The organism is Synechococcus sp. BL107, from assembly GCF_000153805.1.
Classification (GTDB): domain Bacteria; phylum Cyanobacteriota; class Cyanobacteriia; order PCC-6307; family Cyanobiaceae; genus Parasynechococcus.
In genome coordinates this window covers 1,241,073-1,260,960 of record NZ_DS022298.1, presented here as the reverse complement: position 1 = coordinate 1,260,960, position 19,888 = coordinate 1,241,073, and the positions used below count along the sequence as shown (strand labels likewise).

At 51.1% G+C, this 19,888-nt stretch carries 22 protein-coding genes and 2 tRNA genes; 15 read left to right on the top strand and 9 right to left on the bottom strand.

The annotated features are described in order from the left end of the window. Positions 1-5 precede the first annotated feature (5 nt). The 3 genes from BL107_RS06605 to grxD are packed head-to-tail and all read left to right on the top strand — an operon-like array spanning position 6 to position 1,153. Complete coding sequence (locus BL107_RS06605; RefSeq protein WP_009789512.1) at positions 6-533, top strand: hypothetical protein; 528 nt, start codon at positions 6-8, stop codon at positions 531-533. A gap of 38 nt (positions 534-571) precedes the next feature. Then, the gene (locus BL107_RS06600) at positions 572-805 is read left to right on the top strand and encodes a BolA/IbaG family iron-sulfur metabolism protein (RefSeq protein WP_009789511.1); all 234 of its coding nucleotides are present in this window, start codon (positions 572-574) and stop codon (positions 803-805) included. A gap of 24 nt (positions 806-829) precedes the next feature. Continuing rightward, a complete protein-coding gene (gene grxD, locus BL107_RS06595; RefSeq protein ID WP_009789510.1) occupies positions 830-1,153 on the top strand; it encodes a Grx4 family monothiol glutaredoxin in 324 nt (107 codons plus the stop codon). A 6-nt stretch (positions 1,154-1,159) separates the two neighbouring features. On the opposite strand, the gene BL107_RS06590 is transcribed toward grxD, so the two are convergent. Beyond that, positions 1,160-1,432: a DUF6761 family protein gene (locus tag BL107_RS06590; RefSeq protein ID WP_006169936.1), complete on the bottom strand. Its 273-nt coding sequence runs from the start codon at positions 1,430-1,432 to the stop codon at positions 1,160-1,162. A gap of 138 nt (positions 1,433-1,570) precedes the next feature. Here BL107_RS06590 and BL107_RS06585 point away from each other — a divergent pair, with 138 nt between their 5' ends. After that, positions 1,571-2,275, top strand: coding sequence for a response regulator transcription factor (locus BL107_RS06585; RefSeq protein WP_009789509.1), 705 nt, complete (start codon positions 1,571-1,573; stop codon positions 2,273-2,275). Here BL107_RS06585 and BL107_RS06580 read toward each other — a convergent pair. The 6 genes from BL107_RS06580 to BL107_RS06555 form a co-directional block, all read right to left on the bottom strand. Beyond that, a complete protein-coding gene (locus BL107_RS06580; protein WP_009789508.1) occupies positions 2,247-2,792 on the bottom strand; it encodes a hypothetical protein in 546 nt (181 codons plus the stop codon). The two genes, BL107_RS06585 and BL107_RS06580, sit on opposite strands and share 29 nt — an antisense overlap. A gap of 5 nt (positions 2,793-2,797) precedes the next feature. Further along, on the bottom strand, positions 2,798-3,082 hold the full coding sequence (locus tag BL107_RS06575; protein WP_009789507.1) for a hypothetical protein: 285 nt from the start codon (positions 3,080-3,082) through the stop codon (positions 2,798-2,800). 36 nt (positions 3,083-3,118) lie between these two features. Beyond that, positions 3,119-4,675, bottom strand: coding sequence for a carotenoid isomerase (gene crtH / locus BL107_RS06570; RefSeq protein WP_037988832.1), 1,557 nt, complete (start codon positions 4,673-4,675; stop codon positions 3,119-3,121). 165 nt (positions 4,676-4,840) lie between these two features. Further along, on the bottom strand, positions 4,841-6,223 hold the full coding sequence (gene trmFO / locus BL107_RS06565; protein WP_009789504.1) for an FADH(2)-oxidizing methylenetetrahydrofolate--tRNA-(uracil(54)-C(5))-methyltransferase TrmFO: 1,383 nt from the start codon (positions 6,221-6,223) through the stop codon (positions 4,841-4,843). 48 nt (positions 6,224-6,271) lie between these two features. Continuing rightward, positions 6,272-6,394: a photosystem II protein Y gene (locus tag BL107_RS12925; RefSeq protein ID WP_037988830.1), complete on the bottom strand. Its 123-nt coding sequence runs from the start codon at positions 6,392-6,394 to the stop codon at positions 6,272-6,274. Between the two features lie 179 nt (positions 6,395-6,573). Further along, a complete protein-coding gene (locus BL107_RS06555; protein ID WP_037988829.1) occupies positions 6,574-7,080 on the bottom strand; it encodes a gamma carbonic anhydrase family protein in 507 nt (168 codons plus the stop codon). 93 nt (positions 7,081-7,173) lie between these two features. Between BL107_RS06555 and BL107_RS06550 the strand changes: the two genes are divergently transcribed. From BL107_RS06550 to BL107_RS06525, 5 genes are all read left to right on the top strand, one after another. Next, positions 7,174-7,245: transfer RNA gene (locus BL107_RS06550), tRNA-Lys, on the top strand. A 198-nt stretch (positions 7,246-7,443) separates the two neighbouring features. Continuing rightward, the gene (locus BL107_RS06545; protein WP_009789501.1) at positions 7,444-8,589 is read left to right on the top strand and encodes an FAD/NAD(P)-binding protein; all 1,146 of its coding nucleotides are present in this window, start codon (positions 7,444-7,446) and stop codon (positions 8,587-8,589) included. A gap of 13 nt (positions 8,590-8,602) precedes the next feature. After that, positions 8,603-8,676: transfer RNA gene (locus tag BL107_RS06540), tRNA-Pro, on the top strand. 2,085 nt (positions 8,677-10,761) lie between these two features. Continuing rightward, on the top strand, positions 10,762-11,106 hold the full coding sequence (locus BL107_RS06530) for a hypothetical protein (protein ID WP_156779411.1): 345 nt from the start codon (positions 10,762-10,764) through the stop codon (positions 11,104-11,106). Positions 11,107-12,639: 1,533 nt separating this feature from the next. Further along, positions 12,640-13,056 carry a DUF4278 domain-containing protein gene (locus BL107_RS06525; RefSeq protein ID WP_009789497.1) on the top strand — a complete coding sequence of 139 codons (417 nt, stop codon included), beginning with the start codon at positions 12,640-12,642 and terminating at the stop codon, positions 13,054-13,056. Positions 13,057-13,177: 121 nt separating this feature from the next. Here the strand turns inward: BL107_RS06525 and BL107_RS13090 are convergent, their stop codons facing one another. Continuing rightward, positions 13,178-13,567, bottom strand: coding sequence for a hypothetical protein (locus BL107_RS13090; RefSeq protein WP_232192816.1), 390 nt, complete (start codon positions 13,565-13,567; stop codon positions 13,178-13,180). A gap of 1,051 nt (positions 13,568-14,618) precedes the next feature. Between BL107_RS13090 and BL107_RS06515 the strand changes: the two genes are divergently transcribed. The 5 genes from BL107_RS06515 to BL107_RS06495 all read left to right on the top strand — a co-directional run bounded on the left by BL107_RS06515 (position 14,619) and on the right by BL107_RS06495 (position 16,828). Next, a complete protein-coding gene (locus BL107_RS06515) occupies positions 14,619-14,801 on the top strand; it encodes a hypothetical protein (protein ID WP_037988215.1) in 183 nt (60 codons plus the stop codon). A gap of 127 nt (positions 14,802-14,928) precedes the next feature. Then, positions 14,929-15,099 (top strand): hypothetical protein, encoded by a 171-nt coding sequence (locus BL107_RS12920; RefSeq protein WP_009789494.1) that lies wholly within the window; start codon positions 14,929-14,931, stop codon positions 15,097-15,099. Positions 15,100-15,151: 52 nt separating this feature from the next. Continuing rightward, positions 15,152-15,295, top strand: coding sequence for a chlorophyll a/b-binding protein (locus tag BL107_RS12225; RefSeq protein ID WP_009789493.1), 144 nt, complete (start codon positions 15,152-15,154; stop codon positions 15,293-15,295). A 227-nt stretch (positions 15,296-15,522) separates the two neighbouring features. Beyond that, entirely contained in the window at positions 15,523-15,681 is a 159-nt protein-coding gene (locus tag BL107_RS12620; RefSeq protein WP_009789492.1) for a hypothetical protein, read from the top strand. Between the two features lie 943 nt (positions 15,682-16,624). Continuing rightward, positions 16,625-16,828, top strand: coding sequence for a hypothetical protein (locus BL107_RS06495; protein ID WP_009789490.1), 204 nt, complete (start codon positions 16,625-16,627; stop codon positions 16,826-16,828). Here the strand turns inward: BL107_RS06495 and BL107_RS06490 are convergent, their stop codons facing one another. Next, positions 16,829-17,218 carry a putative quinol monooxygenase gene (locus tag BL107_RS06490; protein WP_009789489.1) on the bottom strand — a complete coding sequence of 130 codons (390 nt, stop codon included), beginning with the start codon at positions 17,216-17,218 and terminating at the stop codon, positions 16,829-16,831. A 2,204-nt stretch (positions 17,219-19,422) separates the two neighbouring features. Here BL107_RS06490 and BL107_RS13085 point away from each other — a divergent pair. Further along, positions 19,423-19,689, top strand: a complete 267-nt coding sequence (locus BL107_RS13085) for a hypothetical protein (protein WP_009789487.1) — start codon at positions 19,423-19,425, stop codon at positions 19,687-19,689. Positions 19,690-19,888: the final 199 nt, after the last annotated feature.

The window sequence follows — 19,888 nt, the reverse complement described above, 5'->3', positions numbered from 1 at the left end:
ACCCCATGGGTTGTCGCTCTCTGCTGACGGCTGCCGCCCTGGTGGCCACGCTTGGTGTCACGGCTCCTCCCCTTCTGGCTCAACAGGCGACCAGCGACAGGGTTTTGGCGCAAAGCGACACTGGCTTTAATCCATCGGCCGTTCGCGGGATGATTTCCCGTGGTGACGCCGCCGCAGCCCGGGGAGACCTCGCTAGCGCTCGTATCGAGTACGACAAAGCACGCAAAGTGTCAAAACAGCTGTTGTCGTTTTATCGCGATTTAAGCGGCGCTTTCCGCGGACTGGATGCACGCATCCCCCGGGAGATGGACGAAAAAGGACGTGAAGCCCTTGGCTTATTGGCGGAATCAGATTTGCGCTTAGCGGCCATCTTCCGTCGTCAAAACCAACCTGAAGTGGCCGTTCCCGTCCTTGTTGAGGTGGTGAAACTGATGACACCATCCAAACCTCAGGGCCAAAAGGCTTATCAGAGCCTTGTCGAACTTGGTTTTGTCGAAACGGAGTTCAAGGGTGCATCAAGGCCTGGCAGCTGAGTTCATCTGCCAACATCATTGAATTGGGAGTTTTCGTCATGGTGCAGCCGTCCGCGGTCGAATCTGCAATCCAACGTGCCATTCCTGATGCAACGGTGACCGTTGAAGATCTCACTGGCGGTGGAGACCATCTTCAAGTGAGTGTGGTGTCTTCCGCATTCAGTGGCCTAACGCGGATCCGGCAACACCAAATGGTGTATGGAGCCCTTCAACAGGAGCTCGCCAGTGAGGCCATTCATGCTTTGGCACTCAGCACATCCGTCCCTTCCTAATTCTCGAGACCTCCTTTCCTCGTCATGGACGCTTCCACGAAATCACGCATCGAAGGCTTGATCGCGACGAGCCCAATCTTCGTTTTCATGAAGGGCTCAAAATTGATGCCGCAATGTGGCTTCTCCAACAACGTGGTTCAGATTCTTCACTCCCTCGGGGTGGCTTTTGAAACCTTCGATGTGCTCTCTGACATGGAGATTCGTCAGGGAATCAAAGAATTCTCAAGTTGGCCAACCATTCCTCAGATCTACGTCAAAGGGGAATTTATGGGTGGATCAGACATCCTGATCGAGATGTATAACTCTGGCGAACTCAAGGAAAAACTTGAAATTGCTCTCGCCAGTTAGAGGGATTTAATAGCCGTGGGGATGCTGCATGTAGAGCGTGCTGACGTCCCCATCCGGGCCAATGAAACTCGATGGATCCAAGATCCAGCGGTCGATTAACTGCTCTAGGCGATGCTGCTCACGGACGTCGAGAGAGCCAGTTTTTCGAAGCGCATGAAGATAACCATCGGCGTAAAGCCGCAGCTCGGAGGGCGTGTGATATCGCGTTGTGAGCTCCTGGCACGCGTCACAAATGGATTGGAAATGACGGATGGCCTGTGGGTCATCAAGTGACGTCATTGATCGGGGTTGGCAGCTCTCGCTACCAGCACTACGTGAAATTGGTACTAGCCTAGTCGCGCATTGTTCGATCCAGTGACTTCAACGCCACAAGACTTACTTACTGAGTCGAGCATTCCCACTGACCAGGCCATCACCATGCCTGACTCAGGAAGTGGTCTTGAACCATCACGTGTTCTGGTGGTTGAGCCCCATCCCACCCTCCGCACTGTTTTGGTGCAGCGTCTCCGCCAAGACGGCCACCTCACCGCAGCCGTTGGTCGAGCCGTCGAAGCGCTAGAGGTTTGTCAGGATCAATCGCCAGATCTCCTGGTGAGTGCAGAGATCCTCGAGCAGAGTTCTGCCCTACGCCTTGCTGGACAACTTCGTTGTCCTGTGATCGTGTTGACAGCCCGTACTGGTGCCGAACCTGTTGTCGGCCTCCTGGACGATGGGGCTGACGATGTTTTGCGCAAGCCCTTTGGCTTAGAAGAGCTAGCAGCACGATGCCGCACACTTTTAAAGAGAGGTCATAGCGGGCTTCAAGAACGTGTCACCGTCGGTCCGCTTGAGGTGCATTTGCTGCTAAGGCAGGTGACGCTTCGCGACAAACCGGTGGAACTCAGTCCTCGGGAATTCGCACTGCTTTGTGCCTTGCTCATGCCACCTGGGTTGGTTCGCAGTCGCCAAGAATTGCTTCGGATGGCGTGGCCTCCCTTCAGTGGTGGTCCCCGCTCTGTCGATACTCAAGTTCTCACCCTGCGGCGCAAGCTCGAGCAGGCTGGACTTGGCGAGGGTGGTGGCATCACCACCGTGCGTCAACGGGGCTATCGCTTCAGCCTGGATAACCTGCCGGCAAGCTGATCCAGCCCTGGCTCATCGCCAAACCGGATGCCAGCTCTCCAACCACCATGAGAGCTGCGAGGGAAGCAAGCACCTGATATGTCCAAGGAGGAGTGAGGCGACCAATTCCCTTCGTTGAAACGGAGGACCGTTCACTCAGAAGTTTCAAAAACAAATCAAATCGCTCGATTCGCTGAGGTAGTAATTGATGGCGACAGTCAGCGGCCTTTAGGTAGTACACGGTTCCACCCTGGCTCGTCCCAACGGGGACCAATCCACGGATATCGGCCCACTCCATCGACCAACTCCGACGCAACAACCAACGAATCCAGCCGGGATAACGCACCCGAAGGCCTGCTGCATCGGTTTCGACCTGCTCGCTAAGCAACCCCAAGACCAACACCAGCCCCGTCAGTAAACCTGCCACCATCCAGGGCCTCAATGGTTCAGGAGCCAGGACGGGCAGCGGAAGCACCAAAGCCACGTACAAAGCCAGCAGGGTGAAGCGAATTAAGGGTGAAAGACCAAAGCGTTCCATGGAATTCAGCGATCGTCGGATGATCCAGGCAATGGCTCAATAAGAGCGGACGGCACATAGGAACCTTCAAACACTTCGGCTTCTCGCCCCTTCCAAAATTTGCCCAAGCGCATCAAATCTGCATGGGCCTCTTGCAGTTTGGCGATGTACTCCATCGGATCCATGCTGTTTTTGGCCTCTTTGAGTTTCTGAAGACGAAGAATTTGAAGGTTCCACGGCTTATGGATGTCCCCGCGTTGCTCCATAAATCGGGCTAAATCTTCTGACGAAGGCTGCGGATTGTTCGGCATCACTTCTTTTCCACTCTCGAAAGGCTAATCAGCCCATCACGCCGGCAGAGCCCAAGGGTTGAGGCCCAAATCGGCACCAACCCTGTGTGCACAGGCAAAACCACTGAAGGCCACAGCATTCAAACCTTGCCCGGGGAAACATGAATCCCCAACGCAATACAGATGTTTCACCCCCGTGCGATTGAACGGCATCGGCAACAATCCTGGCAATTGCATTGCTGGAATCGGTCCATAACTGCCTTGGAAACGTCCCAAGAAACGTCGGTGACTGCGCGGTGTTCCGATCTCCTTGTGGGTGATCGCCTCAGACAAGCCAGGAAGAATCGCCTCCAAGCGTTGAATCATCCGTGCCGCATCAGCCTCTTTTTTGGCTTTGTAATCCGAAGGATTCAGCCCTTTCCACGCCTCCATTGATGACGGCGTGAATGTATGGACGATGTGATGCCCCGAGGGTGCTAAATCGGGGTCGAGCAGAGATGGCATCGACACAAAAATCACGCCCTGCTCGTCTTCCATCCGCTCCCAGTCCTCCAGCAACAGGTGATGACAATGGGTGCCTGCCGGAATCAAGTCGGCCCGTACACCCAGGTGAAGCGATAGAAACGAGGGCGAAGGCACATAACGTCGCCGCCAAACCTGTTCCTTGGCGGGAGTTTGTTCGGCCCCGACAAGGGCCTGACTTTCCCCCTTCGCTGCTCCCACCTCACCAGAGAAGGTGTCCCAACGGGTGGCATTGGAAATCACCCGTTTGGCATGGATGATTTCACCATCGGCCAACTTCACGCCAATCGCCTGGCCCTCTTCAATCAACACTTGAGTGACGCGGGCTTTGTAGCGAATCTCTCCCCCATGGCGCTCCAAACCTTTCACAAGCTTTTGAGAAATCACACCCACCCCCCCTTTGGGGTAGTTGATCCCACCGGCATGACGGTCTGAAAACACCATGCCAGCGTTGATCATTGGTGTTCGATCGGCCGGCATCACCGACCAGCAAAAACATTCGATATCAATGAACTTCAGTAGTTGGGGATCTTTGATGTGCTGACGCGCCACGGCCCCGACGTTGAAAGGAAGCCAACGCGCTAATCCCAAGCAGGCGAAAGGCGCTTTGAAAAAAACCTTGGTGAGATAAGCAGGATCCTCCAGCGACAACAACGGCATCGCATCAAGGCAGTTGAACACCTGCCAACAGGCGTCGTAAAAGCGGCGAATTCCCGTCGCTTCATGGGGGAAACGGGCTGAAAGATCGGCAATAAAGGTGTCGTAGTCGCGGTCGACGGCAATGCGTAACCCACCGGGCATGTGATATTCCAGCTGGGCCTGATCAGGAATGGTGTCGCAGTGTTCCCCGATGTCCGCCAGAGCGCGCGTTAGCAAGTTGGTGTAGCCCTTCTCCCCAAAGCCAAAAATCATCGAGGCCCCCACATCAAAGGTGTAACCGTTCCGATGAAAGGCACCTCCGCTCCCACCAGGAATGAGGTATCTCTCCAGCACCAGCGTTTTTGCACCCTTCGCCGCGAGTTGGCTCGCTGTGACTAAACCACCCACACCGGAGCCGATCACGACGGCATCCCATTGCTGCTGATCGCCCAAAGCTTCGAACACCTCTAATGATGACGCTAAGGGGCAGCCTGCAGGGTTGGATCAAAATGTGCGATTGGCGGATTCATCGCTGCGGTCTGCGTCAACAAGGCACCGATCATCTTCAACATCACATGGGGTCGAAATAACAGTCCAAGCACCCCCTGCAAGGGTGGGTCATGCCAGCAATGGTTCTGGGATGAGTGCACGAATCGGCTCCAAATCAGCCAAGGATCGATCGCGATACGCACCGTAACGGGCCCGTTTGTCGCGAATCCGCTCGGGGAGGTCTGGCAGCAGCCCAAAGTTGGGGGGCATGGGCTGAAACTTCTTTGTGGGGGCTTCGCTCACGAAGTGGGTGAGGGCACCAGCCATCGTGGTGTTCGGCAACGCGATGGGATCCAAACCCCGCACAAGCCGCGCCGCATTGGTTCCCGCGAGCCAACCTCCAGCGACCGCCGCCGCGTACCCCTCGGTTCCCGTGATCTGACCTGCGGCCAAAAGATGCCGGCGTGTGCGGAACTGCAGCGTTGGGTCCAGCAGCTGGGGGGATTCAAGGAAGGTGTTGCGGTGCATCACCCCGAAACGAACAAATTCCGCCTGGGCCAAGCCGGGAATCATTTGCAAAACCCGCTTCTGTTCACCCCATTTGAGGTTGGTTTGAAAACCCACGAGATTCCATAAGCGACCGTCTTTGTCTTCCTGACGCAGTTGAACAACGGCGTAGGCACGCTTCGCCCTCCGCACGTCACGATCGTTGACGTCTCCCCAACGAGGATCCCAAAGGCCAATGGGCTTGAGAGGGCCGTAGCGCATCGTGTCTTCACCACGACGAGCCAACTCCTCAATCGGTAAGCAACCCTCAAAGAATTTGGCACTCTCCTGATCAAAATCCTTGAGTTCCGCCTGTTCTGCCTCCAGCAGAGCCTCGCGGAACGCGAGAAACTCGGCCTTATTCATCGGGCAGTTGATGTAATCGGCGTCGCCTTTGTCGTAGCGACTTGCTCGGAAAGCCAAATTGAGATCAATGCTGTCGCCATGGACGATGGGGCTCGCCGCATCGAAGAAATGGCAGTCGTCTCGGCCGGTAAACCCCCTCAAATCGTTCGCGAGCGACTCACTGGTGAGTGGGCCTGTTGCAAGCACGGTGACAGCGTCAACATCTGGCAGATCCATCTGCTCGCGACGTTCAATCGTCACCAAGGGATGTTGATCAAGGATCTCCGTGAGCGCAGCGCTGTAACGACCACGGTCCACGGCGAGAGCACCACCGGCAGGAACGGCATGTTCATCGGCGGTGCGAATCACGAGGGAGCCCAAGCGTCGCAACTCCTCTTGCAACAAACCGGCGGCGCGATCGCTACTCAGAGCACCAAAGCTGTTGCTGCAGACCAATTCAGCAAAATCGCTGCTGTGGTGCGCCGGTGAGCGACGCACAGGCCTCATCTCCACCAAGGTGACCGGTATGCCAGCGCAAGCCACTTGCCAGGCTGCTTCGGTGCCAGCTAACCCTGCCCCCAACACAGTGACGGATCGAGTGACAGATCGATCGTTGAGCAACGGAACGGCCGAGGCAGCCCTCAGCCTACGAATTTTTAAAGACCTGAATCAGGCGCGGCTGCGTCTTAACAAAAGCTGCAGTTGTCCCACAGCGGCACGACCGATGTTGAAGGCGGCCCAACTCAGCGCCGCAAGGATGGGAGCAATCACCAGGAAGACCCGGGCATCAATGCCGAGCACCTGGCCAGTGGTAATCACACTGAAGGCCGAGTAACCGACGATGGCGAGGATCAGAACCAGGCCAAGAGCAACTCGGACCATGCTTGCAACTTGAAAATGCGCACGGTGATCTTACGGACAACCCGTCAGATATCGCGCTTTTTCATGCCAGATGATCCATTTCGATGCAATCAATCCAGGCGCTGCGCATGCAATTGGGCCAAATCTGAGTAGCGGCGGGCATGGGCTTGTTGCTCCTCCACACACTCCAAAGAAAGTTCTCGACAAACCTTGGCCGGAATCCCCATCACCATCGTTCGTGGTGGAACGTCCTTGGTCACCACAGAACCTGCCGCAACGAGCGCACCCTCCCCAATGGTGACGCCGTTTAAAACGATGGCGCCAATACCCACCAAACAGCCATCCTTCAGGGTCGCCCCATGAATCACCGCACGGTGACCAATGGTGACCTCTTGGCCAATCCAGACCGGTTGTCCCGGATCGCCATGCAGCACGGCCCCATCTTGGACATTGCTGTATGCACCGATGGTGATGGCGGCCATGTCCCCCCGTGCCACTGCCGTGGGCCAAAGGCTGCTCCCATCCGCCAACGAAACAGCTCCGATCACCACAGCGCTTGGAGCCACCCAAGCCGAAGGAGCAATCGAAGGATTCGGCCACGGGACCTGCGCTGGCATGGCTGGAATGTCATTGCCCAACAGTCTGTTTGTTGATGGCAGACCAAGTGATACTCTCCATTGGTGCCGAAATCGGCATGCCCAAGCGGGCAAGGGTCGCTAGCTCAGCGGTAGAGCATCCGGCTTTTAACCGGCTGGTCCTGAGTTCGAATCTCAGGCGACCCATTCTTACGGAATGATGCCGTCTCAAGACGCATCGTCCTTCTTCATTTTTAGACTGTTAGAAAGTCATCAATTCATAGTTCTGGTCAACGATTTCGAATGGCTTATTTCATCTTTTTCGGAGTCACGATCTTATTAGCTCTTTTGGGAGGACTTTTCTCAAGGGCAGCAGCAGAGCGCTACTGGATGTAATCGCACCGCGTGAATCACTACGACCTTGTTGTTATTGGAGCCGGGCTGGGTGGTTGCAGCCTTCTGGCATCACTCGAGAAGCTTGGATATCAGGGTCGTGTTGCCTTAGTGGAAGCTGGACGAGGTCCTGGAGGACGAACAGCCAGTCGACGCAGTCGTACCGATCCGAAGTGGTGCATCAACCATGGGGCTCCGGCCATCAAGTTGAGTGAATCCCTTCCATCAGCGGTTGATGGCTTGCTCGAACCGCTACGAGATGCGGGAACGCTGCAACGCATTGAAAATCATGAGGTGGCGATCGATGCAAACGGCCACGTCGTTGCCGTTGATCCAGCATCACCATCTCCTGGCGAATGGTGGACTGGCAGACCCGTTATGGCGAGTGTCTGTGAAGGCTTGTTAGGGCAAAGCTCGAACAAGCTTGAGAGCCACTTCAGCACAAGGGTTCGATGGCTCAATCGCACCCCAGAGCATTGGACCCTGTGTGATCAATCCGAAGACTGGCAACTCAAAGCCAAGCGCCTCGTCCTGAGTGGCAATTTGCTGGCCCATCCCCGGTCACTGGCGATGCTCCAGTGGAACGATGTGCCGTTGCGAAGCGCCGTTCCTAAGGGAGTCGACACAGAGTTGGATGCGGTCCTCACAACCTTGGAGGCCAGTGCATCCACAGTCCGCTGGAACTTGATGCTCGATTTAGGTGATGTGGCCCTGCAGACACCTGCGCTTCCCTGGCAGATCTGGCTAACCCCTGATGCACAAACACGCTGGGGGGTGGAGCGGATCGTGCTGCATCGCCAGACCGATGCTCGACTTGGCTTGGTGGCCCATGGGTTACACAACGGCGCAACGATCGATCCCAGCACCCAACCCGCATTGCTTGAATCCGAGGCAAAACGTTTAGGCGATGTTCTTCCCGAACTCCTCGTGCATTGGCCTGCTCTTTGCAAAGCCTTGGAATCAGCACGATCGATGGGCGTGATGCGCTGGGGAGCCGCACAACCTCTCAATCACCCCGTACCGAGTCATTTGCAGTGGTGTCGCCAGAGCACTGTTGGCTTTTGCGGCGACTGGATTGAGGGCCCTCACTTCGGAACCGGCGAAGGGGCGATCCGCAGCGGTGTTGCTCTTGCCAAACGGCTGACCACCGACAGTTAATCTGTCGAGGTGCCGGGGAGTGGCGCAGTTTGGTAGCGCGCTTGCTTTGGGAGCAAGATGCCGCAGGTTCGAATCCTGTCTCCCCGACTCGCTTAAAAGTCAGCCCCCAACTGACATCTTCACCGCTCCGCAAGGGGCGGTTTTTTATTGCTCAGGGGTAGGTATGTGGTGAGCGTGTGGTGAACGTCCATCGATTGCCGTGCCCACCACACGACTTTCTGAGCATCGGATATGACCTATTGACAGTATTTGGATCGATTCAGGATTGATTGATCGATCCCCCAGGCCAGCCCCGTCGCGCCCCTGGTGCATCGTCTGCTGAAAGATTCCTCTAGCGACTCCTCTCGACACGCCGATTAAGGCTCAACGAAAACAAATGCTTTTCCCTTCGGATGGACCATCTCCTGCAGGCGTACCCACCAGGCGGGAATGACGAACTCAGCCTTGAAATACCGCAAATACATGCGGTGGCTTCAGGAAGAGCTGGTTGATCCTGCAAACGGAAATCAAAACGACGGAAATCTCGAAGCGGTCTGATCACCAGCCCCGCAAGTGTCGATTTACGGTGGACGGAGGGCTGATTGTCACAATTCGCTTTAGGGTTCCCTTAGAAAGGGAGGGAGCCATGAAGGCGGGTCCTATTTGTCCATTACGCCTAGGAACACTCGACAGCCTCGATTACTGGACCGATCCAGTTCTGATGTCCTCAGTGAGGCCCCTGTCTGCTCAAGAGATTCATCTTGCTGCTGAGCAGTCACGCTTAAGCCAAGTGCGGTGTCGACCTCAAAGACGCAAGAGTTAAGAGCAGAGCGTCTTTATCTCTTCGCTGAGCCCAACAGATTCAACACTGATGGCAAGAACATTGAGTTAGCTCTTCTGATACATCTACCCGTAGTGAGTGGATGCGTCAGACCTGCTGGCGAAGAGAGAGTGAATTACGTTCATGGAATCCAGACCATGAACACGATCCACCGGGATATGGAGTCTCTTCGGTGGGTTTGAGAGAGGCGGTGGCCCCTTACCTTCTCAGGGGGCTACTCCTTCGCTTAGCCGCCTTGGTCCAGCCCCTTTGTATTTGGAACATTGACTTAGCTCTTCCGATACATCGAGTCGTAGTCGGTGGGCCTTGAAAACCTGAAGGACAAAGCAGATTCACCGCATCCACCGGGATCTGTAGGAAGTCTCCTGGTGGTCTTGAGAACGGTTGTAGCCCCTAACTACCCGGGGGCTGCACCTTGCTTAGTCGTCTTGATGCAATCAACCCTTTACCTAAACACGCTCATTTCTTGTCTAATCGGGTGAGGGAACCTATGGGTTCAGCGGGTATTGAACGAAATACCCGCCTCAGCTCTCTCTAAAAGAACATTGCAGACGGCGGTGCTCTGAGATGGATAACACCTTTCACCGCTGCAAATTGTATGTGTTGCTGATTTAGTTCCATAAAAGACTCAAAAAGTTCCATCAAACTGGTACTTCCAATAACTGAGCTTGTTACTAAATTCTCTACGTATTGGCTTAGGCAATAAATCAGGCGATTTTGGACTATTATTCACCAATGACTTGGCCGTTTGCTTTTCAACGAAAGCCAAGAATTCTTGTTTCTGGGGCATGACATGGAAGCGACTAATATTCTTATAGCTATCTTCCTAAGGGGCTCCTGTAATATTAAATACCATGCTCCGCAAATAAGTACTTAGGCTCTGTTCATAGTGGACGTTTTGAGTAAAGCTGAAATGTACAAAATGTAGCCCTTGATGCCATAGGGTTCATAAATAATCAATTAGAAAAAGATGAATGCTGGAGTTCCATGATTATCAGCACCCTAAATGCCGAGCCGATAGGAACTATTATCTTCGACGGCAAGCATCGACCATTCCATGCGCTTGCTTGCCCACTTCAGGCCCACTTAAAGCAAATCCATCAGAAGAAAGAGGACAATAGTTCTTATTGAAAAATCCTGCAGTTCTGGCTAGATCCAGCGGCTGGACTCAGTCACACCAGGGGTCTTCACTCGATGCCGAAGGTATTGGGTGGCCTCAGTTCAGAGAGAACGAGGGGGATCTAGGCCCATGCCAGTTGATGAAGGGGGTGACTGGACCAAAGGGCTAGAAGTGGATTCACGCTGACGAACGTAAACAGCGGGTACAAGAACAAATGCTTGGGTACCGACCGATGAGACGAATCACCGCCATTGCTGCTGCTGGGCTATTGGCATGGCCTCTCGCAGCAAGCACAGAGCCTACCTATTTGCGATGTGACTTCAAAGACCACCAGGGCTCAAGACCTAGTAAAGGGGCCATTGATTTGATCCTTAATGAAGCCCAAGGAACTGTTGAAACCAGGGTCTTGGGCTTTGACGGGTACACGGACAATGCCTATTTCGGCGAAAACACCATTGAATTCGACGCCGTGGAAACCGGTATTCCGATGGTCCTAAATCGGAGAACACGCTGGGTTGTTGCCAAAGGCCAGAACAACGTCAGGGTGTGTATCTCTACAGAAGTTCCAGCAGCCTGACCGTCGCTGAACATTGCACCCTCTCTTTTACTCGGGGATATGAGGCAATTACTACCTGATGCCACTCCCAAGGAAGAAATTAGTTGCCAGCATTGATAATCTACTTAGGTCGCAATAGATCAAGCCGCGAGCGACAACTGGGCAAATATCGTCGAGAGTATGGAAAAGAGTGGTATTACGAAAGCTGGTAGTACCTTCGTGCTCATGCGATCCGATGCCCAACATGTCTCAGCTAATACAGGAGCCAGACGATTGGAAGAGCGGCATATACCCGTACAAAAGGATCTTTCTTACTGATCAGACATCTATCTTCTAGTTGGCCAAAATATTTGCCTAGAATCCCGAATCATTAATATCTGATGATGCGTGGAGATGGCGTATATCGGAAATCTTTTAATGGCTAGGTTTGACTTCAGTATGGATTCCAACTTTTCAATCAATTGCGCAAATGAATCATTTTTATTCACCTATTTGGCGTGTGATTGCTGAATCATGAAGGCTATAAAAAAAGAGGAGAAGCACGAAAGCAACTCCCCCACGGCTCCATCCTTTTTGAAGGGACCCGTCTTGCTTCAAAGGCTGAAGCTAAAAGACTATGGATCAAATGTTCTGCGCTATCGGCCCCCAATTGGTGACATCCGTATTGTCTTGAACCATAAAAAACGACTGCCTCCCCGCAGCCGTCGGACCCAAGAAAATGCTGACAGGTCTTGATGGCCTCAAGCAATCCCTAGATACACCTATATATGGGATAGAACCTTATCGACTCCTGCAATATCGATTCACAAAGAACAATATCGATAGAGAAAAGTTGGTCTCTTAACAGGGTCGTCCGAGCTGTAGCTACTGCGATTTGACCTTTTGCGATTCCCCCGCATACCACTCCTCAGCTGACTTTCACGTCTCGATCTTGACCCCGTTACTGAAGGTCAGCCAGCTCAAGCAGCTTGCTGAATAAGCCACTAAGTGCGACCTATCAGAGGACTTACAGATTCCTCCTGTCTTACAGAAATTCTTCCTCGATCAAGCACGTCGAGCCCATCATCAGGTGAATAGGGTTCGAAGGACAATGAGCGTTAAGACCGATTGCCTTGTGTGTGACCGCTGACGATAGTGAGTCCATTGAGATCGGAGGCATCAATGAGAGATGACGGTCCAACACAGCAATCGTTAGAAGCAGCCTGACTTTTCAAGCTTCTGCTCCATGTGTTCTCTCACCATCCATGGGCTTGCCCTAAATCTCGGCACCAACATGTCGGGGGGCACTCGTCAGAGCCAGAGAGTCCATTACCTGGAACCTTGGCCCCAGGTGCTTGAAAAGCCCGACACTTCGCATCACGCCAGAAATGGCATGCGGCATGGCCCCTTTACCTGCGTCATAGGGGTGTCGGAAGCGAACAATAGGAGAGGTCACCCCATTCCTGTCGTAGGTGGGCTGGCCTCTCACCCCCAGATCAGAACGTTCGCCCCTCTAAGGGGTGCAGTCCGACTTGGGTCAAGGAACGGGGACCCGAGCAATTTTGAGGTCGGTTCATGAGCACGCTTTTGTATCGCGGACACGTATACGAGCATCAGCCAGCAGCTGAGAAAGTCTGCAAGCAACTGAATTACCGAGGAAAGGGATACAACACCTGTGATGAACATCATCTAGGTGATTTGCATCCTCATCTGAGCTATCGAGGAATTGGCTACGACAAATCCCTCGAGGAAGTTGAGGAGTGCCGACTTAGAAATGATCGTCAGTCCTACCTCTCTCTGACACGCAGGCTGGTTCGAGCGCAGTTCCAGCTCGCAGATGAATCACGGACATCGCAGTTGTGGCAGGAAGTTATACATCGTGGAATGGATGTCGACCGCATCACTCACCTGATGTACGGATGCCAATTTCACGATGATGACAATGCGATGTTGATCGCAGACCGCGAGTATCAGAAGAAATCACATCGTTGATTAAGAGATTAAATATGTATCAATGAGCGAGGCAGGCCGTCTCTTCCACCTGGGAGGGGCGGTCTACCTCTATACAGGGCAAGCCATTGAGAACAATATGTCTATGAAGGATTAGGGAGAATTACTGCTCATTTTTTAATTTTTGCCGATGAAGTGGAAGAGCCCACCACATAAAAGCCTCTTTTTTTCTTGTTGAACCCTCTCGGGCACACGCAGTGTAAGCAGCCTCCTCGTCTTCCCAAGTAATAGAACTCAGCCCCTTAAGTTTCGAGTATTCGCAGTAGCAATGTGCAGTAGCTAATTCCTCCTTCAGTTGTGCAACTTCACCCCACATAGTCAATTGGATCTCCATACAGGATGCGTGAAATTCCGAATACTTGGCAAGAGTTGTTGTTTCTGATTGCTTCCTGGAAACATCGGTTTTCTCTGCTGCATCAAAGCCGCCTCCGTCGAAGGCAACAGCTGGGGCTGCTAAGACCAGTGGAACTAGGACCAGAAGTAACCGTCTCAAGTCAACAGGCTTGGTACATCACTAAGTTTGGCCAGAGTTATCGGATGTAGCAGTACCGTTACAAGGCGGGGGCTTTATGTATTAATCGATTGGGTCCTTTAGCCGTCTTGGCTCAGGCCCCATGTTTTTGGAAGATTGAGTCAGTTCTTCTGATACATCCATCCGTAGTAAGTGGATGGGGCGGATCTGAAGCCCAAGGGAAATCCAGCAATCCACCGGGATATGTAGAAAATCTCCTTGGTGGTTTTTAGAGAGGCTTGGCCCTTACCTAACCGAGGCTGCACCTTTGTGATTCATGGGGCCGACAGCAAAAATTCCAGGTGGACGAAGTGTCAAATGTCACAACCATTCCTAGGATTCCTTTAATGAAGAGGGGGAGCCGTGAAGACTGGACTGATCCCGTTCTGATGCCCTCCGTGAGGCCCCTATCTGCTCAGGAGATTTATTTTAATGCCGAGCAGTCACACGCAAATCAAGCGCAGTGCCGACCTCAAAGACGGAAGAGTTGAAGACTGAGCCTCCTCGCGCAGCACTCCTAGACAGTTCAACGCTGTCGCTTAGTTTGGTTTCGCCCTTACTATTTAGGGCGCACCATCGATTGCGATTCAATCCAAGAAACACACATTAGGAACAATTATGACCATATCACCATTAATCCGTCGAGTTAGTATTTACTTATTGCTGAGCAGCATTGCCGTTGCAAGTACAAACCTAATTGGGGTAAATCCGGAGGGAGCTTACAAAATTTACCTCCCATTATTTATTGCAATCTATATTATATCGAGGTGGATCGACAGTAGATTCACTCGATCACAAACGATAAACAAACCACAGTACAAAAAATCAGAAACAGACGATACCAAAGGATTCGCAACAGGAAGAAGCCAGAATCCATCTAAATAATGTGTCTATAAAAGAGTTCACACATCTTTCTCTCGCCGAGCATTAAGGTCTGGCTTGACAGTCGTCGTTTCATGTGGGAAGTCTTTATTTTCGTCCTGTCAATTCATCCCATTCAGGAAAAACATTTCCAGAGTTACTTTGTGTCTTCATGGGATCAGAGCTTGCTGCGAGCGGGCCTGCAAGTAACACAGCAGCAGCGGTGACGGTGAGTCGTTCATACAGCCACTTGGCCTCCGGTTTCCATAGCGGACACCGAACTCCAGTACTTGATGAGGTGTTCTCCCTGTGGCAGCTGATCACCGCAGAACATGCCGCCAAATGGGATTACTGACCACTGAATGCCAATCCCTGCTTATCGAGCGCCAACTCTTTTCGCGTGTTCGGTTCCATGGCGGATTTCACCGTCACGACCAAATCAATTGGCTGGCGATGGTTGTTACATCGTCAAACAGCCTCAAATGTCTACTGAAATCCGCAACTGGGATGTCGTCGCCAAAGCTTTGGAAGCTGCTGGTCATACTTCCAGTGAGATGTACATCCGTGCAGCAGCACTAGCTCAAGGGAAGCTCGACCCAATGCCAACGAGCCACCCTGAAGCTCCTTACAGCATCTCTGCTGTAGCTGGCTGATCACAACCAATCAAAGCCCCACTTTGTGGGGCTTCACCACCCACTCAATGACATGACTAACTCAACTCAATCCCGATTCGGCTTCAGCAATTTTGCTGAGACTTGGAATGGTCGCCTCGCAATGCTGGGCTTTGTAATTGGCTTAGGCACCGAACTACTGACGGGCCAGGGAATCATCAGTCAAATAGGTTTCTGAACCGGATCGTCCAAATCCATTTTTGATATGGATTACCCACTAACAGCCAGTCGGTGAGTTGATGACGAGACTCCTGCACAATTTGATGTGCGGGTGGGCATCAACCAACCGACACTCATTGCCCCTTATGGCGGTACATCAAACCGGGTGGCGGTCAATAAGACTAGGAGCAGTCGCGAGACCATCGCTCAATTTCCATAATCAGTCCAATCGAGCCCATAACATCCGTGGATCAAACCGAAATCAACAACTGGAAAACCATCGCAGAAAAGATGGCAGCGAGTGGAGACACCGAAAGCTGGTTTTATCTCCGTGCTCGCGCGATTGCTGATGGAAAGGGTGACCCGATGCCAAACATCTCTCAATTAATGCCTGAATCGGCTTGATTGAAAAAGGCTGATCAAGGAACAATAATTAGCGGTGCTTCATCAAGAAAAAGTGCTGCGAGATGGAGTACGCAAGCAGTCATGTCAAATGCCTACCAATCCTGAGACGACAAAGATCGCCAAAACTCCTCAGCTGCTCAGCCTCAACGAAATAATTCAACAAGAGAGACTAAAAGAAGCTTATTCGTAAAAAAAGGGGTGGGGGTTGGGACTATTAAACAAATTAAATGCTTGAACTAGCATGCTTAAATAAATACCAAATACATGCAAATATCATTGAAATTATGCGATTACCAATTATCCGTTTGTTCAAAGACAACTAAGTCAAACATCTAATCAATACCACAGAATGAAAAAACTGATAAGGCAAAGCAATCAATTAATTCTCCACAAGACCCACATCAGGCTCCCGGCAACAAGAGCAGCTCCAAGCGTTGCAATAGTTGGAGACTTGTCTTTAGCAAAGGTTGACTCAAAGGCAAACCCGTACACCAATAAAGCGACAGAAAAGAAGAGCCACGCCTTCATCGGAAATAAAAGGCCCAAATAATCGTTTTCACAGTACCCAGCCCATCAGACCTTTTCAAGATCGATTTATCCAATCTTCGTGGAGTAACGCTTAATAAAATGGGAATATTCATTGTGTCGCCATAGACCTCCTGGCCACAACCCCACACAAGTCACGCCGTCGCAAGGCGGGGGTTGTCATTAGATCGTAGTTTTACAACAAACGAAATCGTGTTCAGGGCCTGCATAAGACCCTTTTCGAACCATGCATTCGGATTAGGAATGTCGTTGCACCAACCCATTCCTCGCCAAAGCACTGCTGAAAGAGAATTCGATCCCATACCCAGCAGCCAAACGGCATTAACTGCCAACAACGGAACGTGTTTTAGGGAAGCTTCAGAGCGCCTGCCAAGCTGACAGCACAGGCAGCGAACGCATGCAGGTCCAAATCAACGGAAAATCGATCGACCTCAAGGTTAAAAGCGATGAATCGGTTGTTTTAAGAGTCGCTGCCCATATTGAAAGGCGTATAAAAGAAGACGATTGGTTGCCTTACAAAAACAAGCAAGACGCACTGTCGTCTTGGAGCAAACTCGGTGGCATCCGAGTCAAAGTGCTTGAGGCTTACGACTTGATCTGATCAGACCCTGCTGTATCCAAGCTTGGTTTCGAAAATTTTGAGGGGTAATCCGAAAGACGCCATCAGCTTTTTGCAGTCATCGCTGACAGTCCCGTAGACCTCGATGCTGAAGCCATCACCCAGTTCAGCATGCTTTTTGAGGTAGTCCTGGACGGGAGGGTTAGACACATGGGCGCTGAAAGCAGCATCGTTGGCATAGACCTCAGACCAAACAAATCCCAGTGGATCATCCGGGTCCTGGTCAAACGTGTGGTGGATCATGCCCGGTTCAGACCTCTGAACTGCTGCGTCTGTGGCTTGTGCAAGCTCTAAATAGGCATCAACGCATCCAAGCTTCACATGAATACGAGCCAACAGCATAAAGGGCGTTGTCTGATTAAAAACTGCCATTGGTTGGAAAGACGATGACCCAATCTTTCATGGATCCCACAGAAAATCTATTCATCGCTTAGATACCGTTATACCTAAGTGCGCGAGTTCTAACATTTGTCCTCAGACTTCACAAATGCGATGGGTAGATTTTCCTTCCCAACTCGCATTAAGAACTGATCTGACGTCAAAAAATCCCTTGTATGCACATCTCCTCGAGCTCAACGAAGAGATATGCATATACCAAGGGTAGCCGTTGGAATTTTTTGTTGAGTATTCGATTTCCAAGTATCTGTTAAATCGATTCAAATCTACAGGCTGAAAACGGATTGAGGAAAGGGATGAAAAATCCCCCAGATGGGTGATGGCATTCGGATTGAACTCAGCAATGGTGTATGTAAGCGGCAAAAGCCATACACATGGCATCAAATCAATGAGCTGTGATCACTTCTTCCAACACAAGAAACAACTGGCCCAGCTGTGGGAACAGAAATGGTGTTCCATGAAAGAACACCGGATATCTAGAGCGGAATCCATCGCAAGGTGTTCAGGATGGTGACACCCATGAGTGATCTCGAGGCCAAACTGATGCTTCGACAAATGGGTGAACGGGTTTAATCAGACCATCCAATGGATTGGTTGTCGGGAGTCCTGATGCCCTATCGCTCAGGGCTGAAAGCCATACAAAACCCATAGGGGGAAAGCAGGGGGCGTTGATTGTGTCGCCATCGATCTCCCGACAACAACCACCTCACACATAACAAACACCAACCACCCGATCTCAAAAAGGGGTGTTCATTGGTGAATCATCAGGAACAAAAAATAATGACGTCTGAAAACAACGAGTAGATCAGGAAACGATTCAGAGACGTTCAATCCGCTCTGATCGCGATGAGTCCCGTCATTGATGCCGCAGTCCTCACTTCACCGCAATGACAGCGAACTGGGGAATGCGCATAGAAGGAATAGCCCCCTTTTTAAAAACCAGAATGCCGCCATGCAACAGTCCATTGATCTGCAGGCTCAACAAGATTTTATTCGCCGTAAGTAATCATAGCCTTCACAAAAAGTCAAAGTCGTCTTCGTGATCACCTTCATACGACTGAAGCGATAAGGCCCAAACCGGAAATACAAAACAACAGGCAGCGAAAACCAATTCCATCAAAAAACTTCGACTATCAAGACCATGAATCAACGAAATGCTCTTTTTTGTGTAAATGAATGCACTACCCCAAGTTCTTGGCTACCACCAATACATTCCCAAGCAATTAAGTGAAATTACTTAGGCCATTAAGTGTATAAATAAATACACTTAAAACCATTGCTCTCATAAAATGTAGTAAGCAATACCTTGTAGGCCGTTCTGCTAAATAACGATGGCTGTATCCAATCATTGATCGCCATGAAATCCAAAAGAAGCTACTGCGAGGATCTCAACAAGCAGCTCTCTATATACCTCGCTTTTCGAAATATCCATGGGGCCGCAGCCGTGATGCGCCAACTACAAGGGTCAGCCTGTCCTATAGAGAGCTAAGGTCCCATAGACATAAAGATACCGAGGAGTCCAAGCACAATTCATAGTCTTGGCTGGCGATTTCAGTCATGAGACAAAGAAGCTGGCGACTTTCGAATTCAGATTAATCAATACTAAATTTAAGTATTGAACGCAAACCATTAAAGTTTTATTCGTTATTTTTCATGCCAAAAGTCAAACATCGTTTAGTCGAAACACCCATGGGTTCGACGATTGATTCTCTTTCTGAGGGGGGGTACTTAGTTTGTGATCGTGATCACAATTGCAGAGAAGTATTAAAGCTTTGGGAAGCAGACGACTGTCTCCGCGAGCAGGAAAATGGATTCGATTATCCATATGCAACTAATTTCCGGCCAGCACGTTGAATTCCTACGACACACGTGTCACTACAGCGACGTCTAGCCATAGGCGGGCCTTCCCCTCACCAGGGGGACTTTATTGACTCACCTTGCAAACGTTACTTCTAACATTTGCGGGGTATGTTAATGGAATTGAAAAGTGGTTTTTTCATCAAATTCCTAATCGCATCGAATTGATGATGATTAAAATTACTCTAATTCATTCATTACGATTCCACACCGAAGACCTATTTTTCTCAAGCCAGAAAATCTAGTCCAAGACGTCATCTAGTCAGTTCAACTTGGCTTGAAGCAGCATTGCCTATAGTGGTGTTCAACGTGCTGACAAAGCGGTGGAGTTCTCTGTGGTAATCCTCAACGATAATATCTCGTCATATCAAGGTATTGATTGGGTTGACTGGAAGGACGAGAACAGAAAGAAAATGAAGAGCCAAGGAGACAATTGGTCTAAAGCAACATTGAGCGGTACCGATATTTGGAATTGCCTTGACAGTCACAAGATTGATCGTCGTCATCTCGTGCAATGGAAACCAATAGGGGATGCTTTGCACCAAGTCAGCCTGCCTAGCCATCCACATCCACTTGATCAGACCAGTTGAACCAAGTCCCTTAGGGCAGTGGTGTAGTCCATAACGATCATCAGCGTCCACATCACATTCGATGTCCTTTAAAGAACTCGTCAGCAGCTACATAGCAGGGAGGTCGAACTTTGAAGACCTTATCCTGGAAGTGAGGTGCGAATCATGTTTTGCGTCAATGTTCGAGGAAGCACAACAGCAACTCGGAGCCTCTAGCCAG

What these genes read in the sequence shown, in the direction of transcription:
- BL107_RS06605 (WP_009789512.1), top strand. Translation starts at nt 6, where the DNA reads ATGGGTTGTCGCTCTCTGCTGACGGCTGCCGCCCTGGTGGCCACGCTT.
- BL107_RS06600 (WP_009789511.1), top strand. Translation starts at nt 572, where the DNA reads ATGGTGCAGCCGTCCGCGGTCGAATCTGCAATCCAACGTGCCATTCCT.
- grxD (WP_009789510.1), top strand. Translation starts at nt 830, where the DNA reads ATGGACGCTTCCACGAAATCACGCATCGAAGGCTTGATCGCGACGAGC.
- BL107_RS06590 (WP_006169936.1), bottom strand. Translation starts at nt 1,432, where the DNA reads ATGACGTCACTTGATGACCCACAGGCCATCCGTCATTTCCAATCCATT.
- BL107_RS06585 (WP_009789509.1), top strand. Translation starts at nt 1,571, where the DNA reads ATGCCTGACTCAGGAAGTGGTCTTGAACCATCACGTGTTCTGGTGGTT.
- BL107_RS06580 (WP_009789508.1), bottom strand. Translation starts at nt 2,792, where the DNA reads ATGGAACGCTTTGGTCTTTCACCCTTAATTCGCTTCACCCTGCTGGCT.
- BL107_RS06575 (WP_009789507.1), bottom strand. Translation starts at nt 3,082, where the DNA reads ATGCCGAACAATCCGCAGCCTTCGTCAGAAGATTTAGCCCGATTTATG.
- BL107_RS06555 (WP_037988829.1), bottom strand. Translation starts at nt 7,080, where the DNA reads ATGCCAGCGCAGGTCCCGTGGCCGAATCCTTCGATTGCTCCTTCGGCT.
- BL107_RS06530 (WP_156779411.1), top strand. Translation starts at nt 10,762, where the DNA reads ATGAGACGAATCACCGCCATTGCTGCTGCTGGGCTATTGGCATGGCCT.
- BL107_RS06525 (WP_009789497.1), top strand. Translation starts at nt 12,640, where the DNA reads ATGAGCACGCTTTTGTATCGCGGACACGTATACGAGCATCAGCCAGCA.
- BL107_RS06515 (WP_037988215.1), top strand. Translation starts at nt 14,619, where the DNA reads ATGGGATCAGAGCTTGCTGCGAGCGGGCCTGCAAGTAACACAGCAGCA.
- BL107_RS12920 (WP_009789494.1), top strand. Translation starts at nt 14,929, where the DNA reads ATGTCTACTGAAATCCGCAACTGGGATGTCGTCGCCAAAGCTTTGGAA.
- BL107_RS12225 (WP_009789493.1), top strand. Translation starts at nt 15,152, where the DNA reads ATGACTAACTCAACTCAATCCCGATTCGGCTTCAGCAATTTTGCTGAG.
- BL107_RS06495 (WP_009789490.1), top strand. Translation starts at nt 16,625, where the DNA reads ATGCAGGTCCAAATCAACGGAAAATCGATCGACCTCAAGGTTAAAAGC.
- BL107_RS06490 (WP_009789489.1), bottom strand. Translation starts at nt 17,218, where the DNA reads ATGGCAGTTTTTAATCAGACAACGCCCTTTATGCTGTTGGCTCGTATT.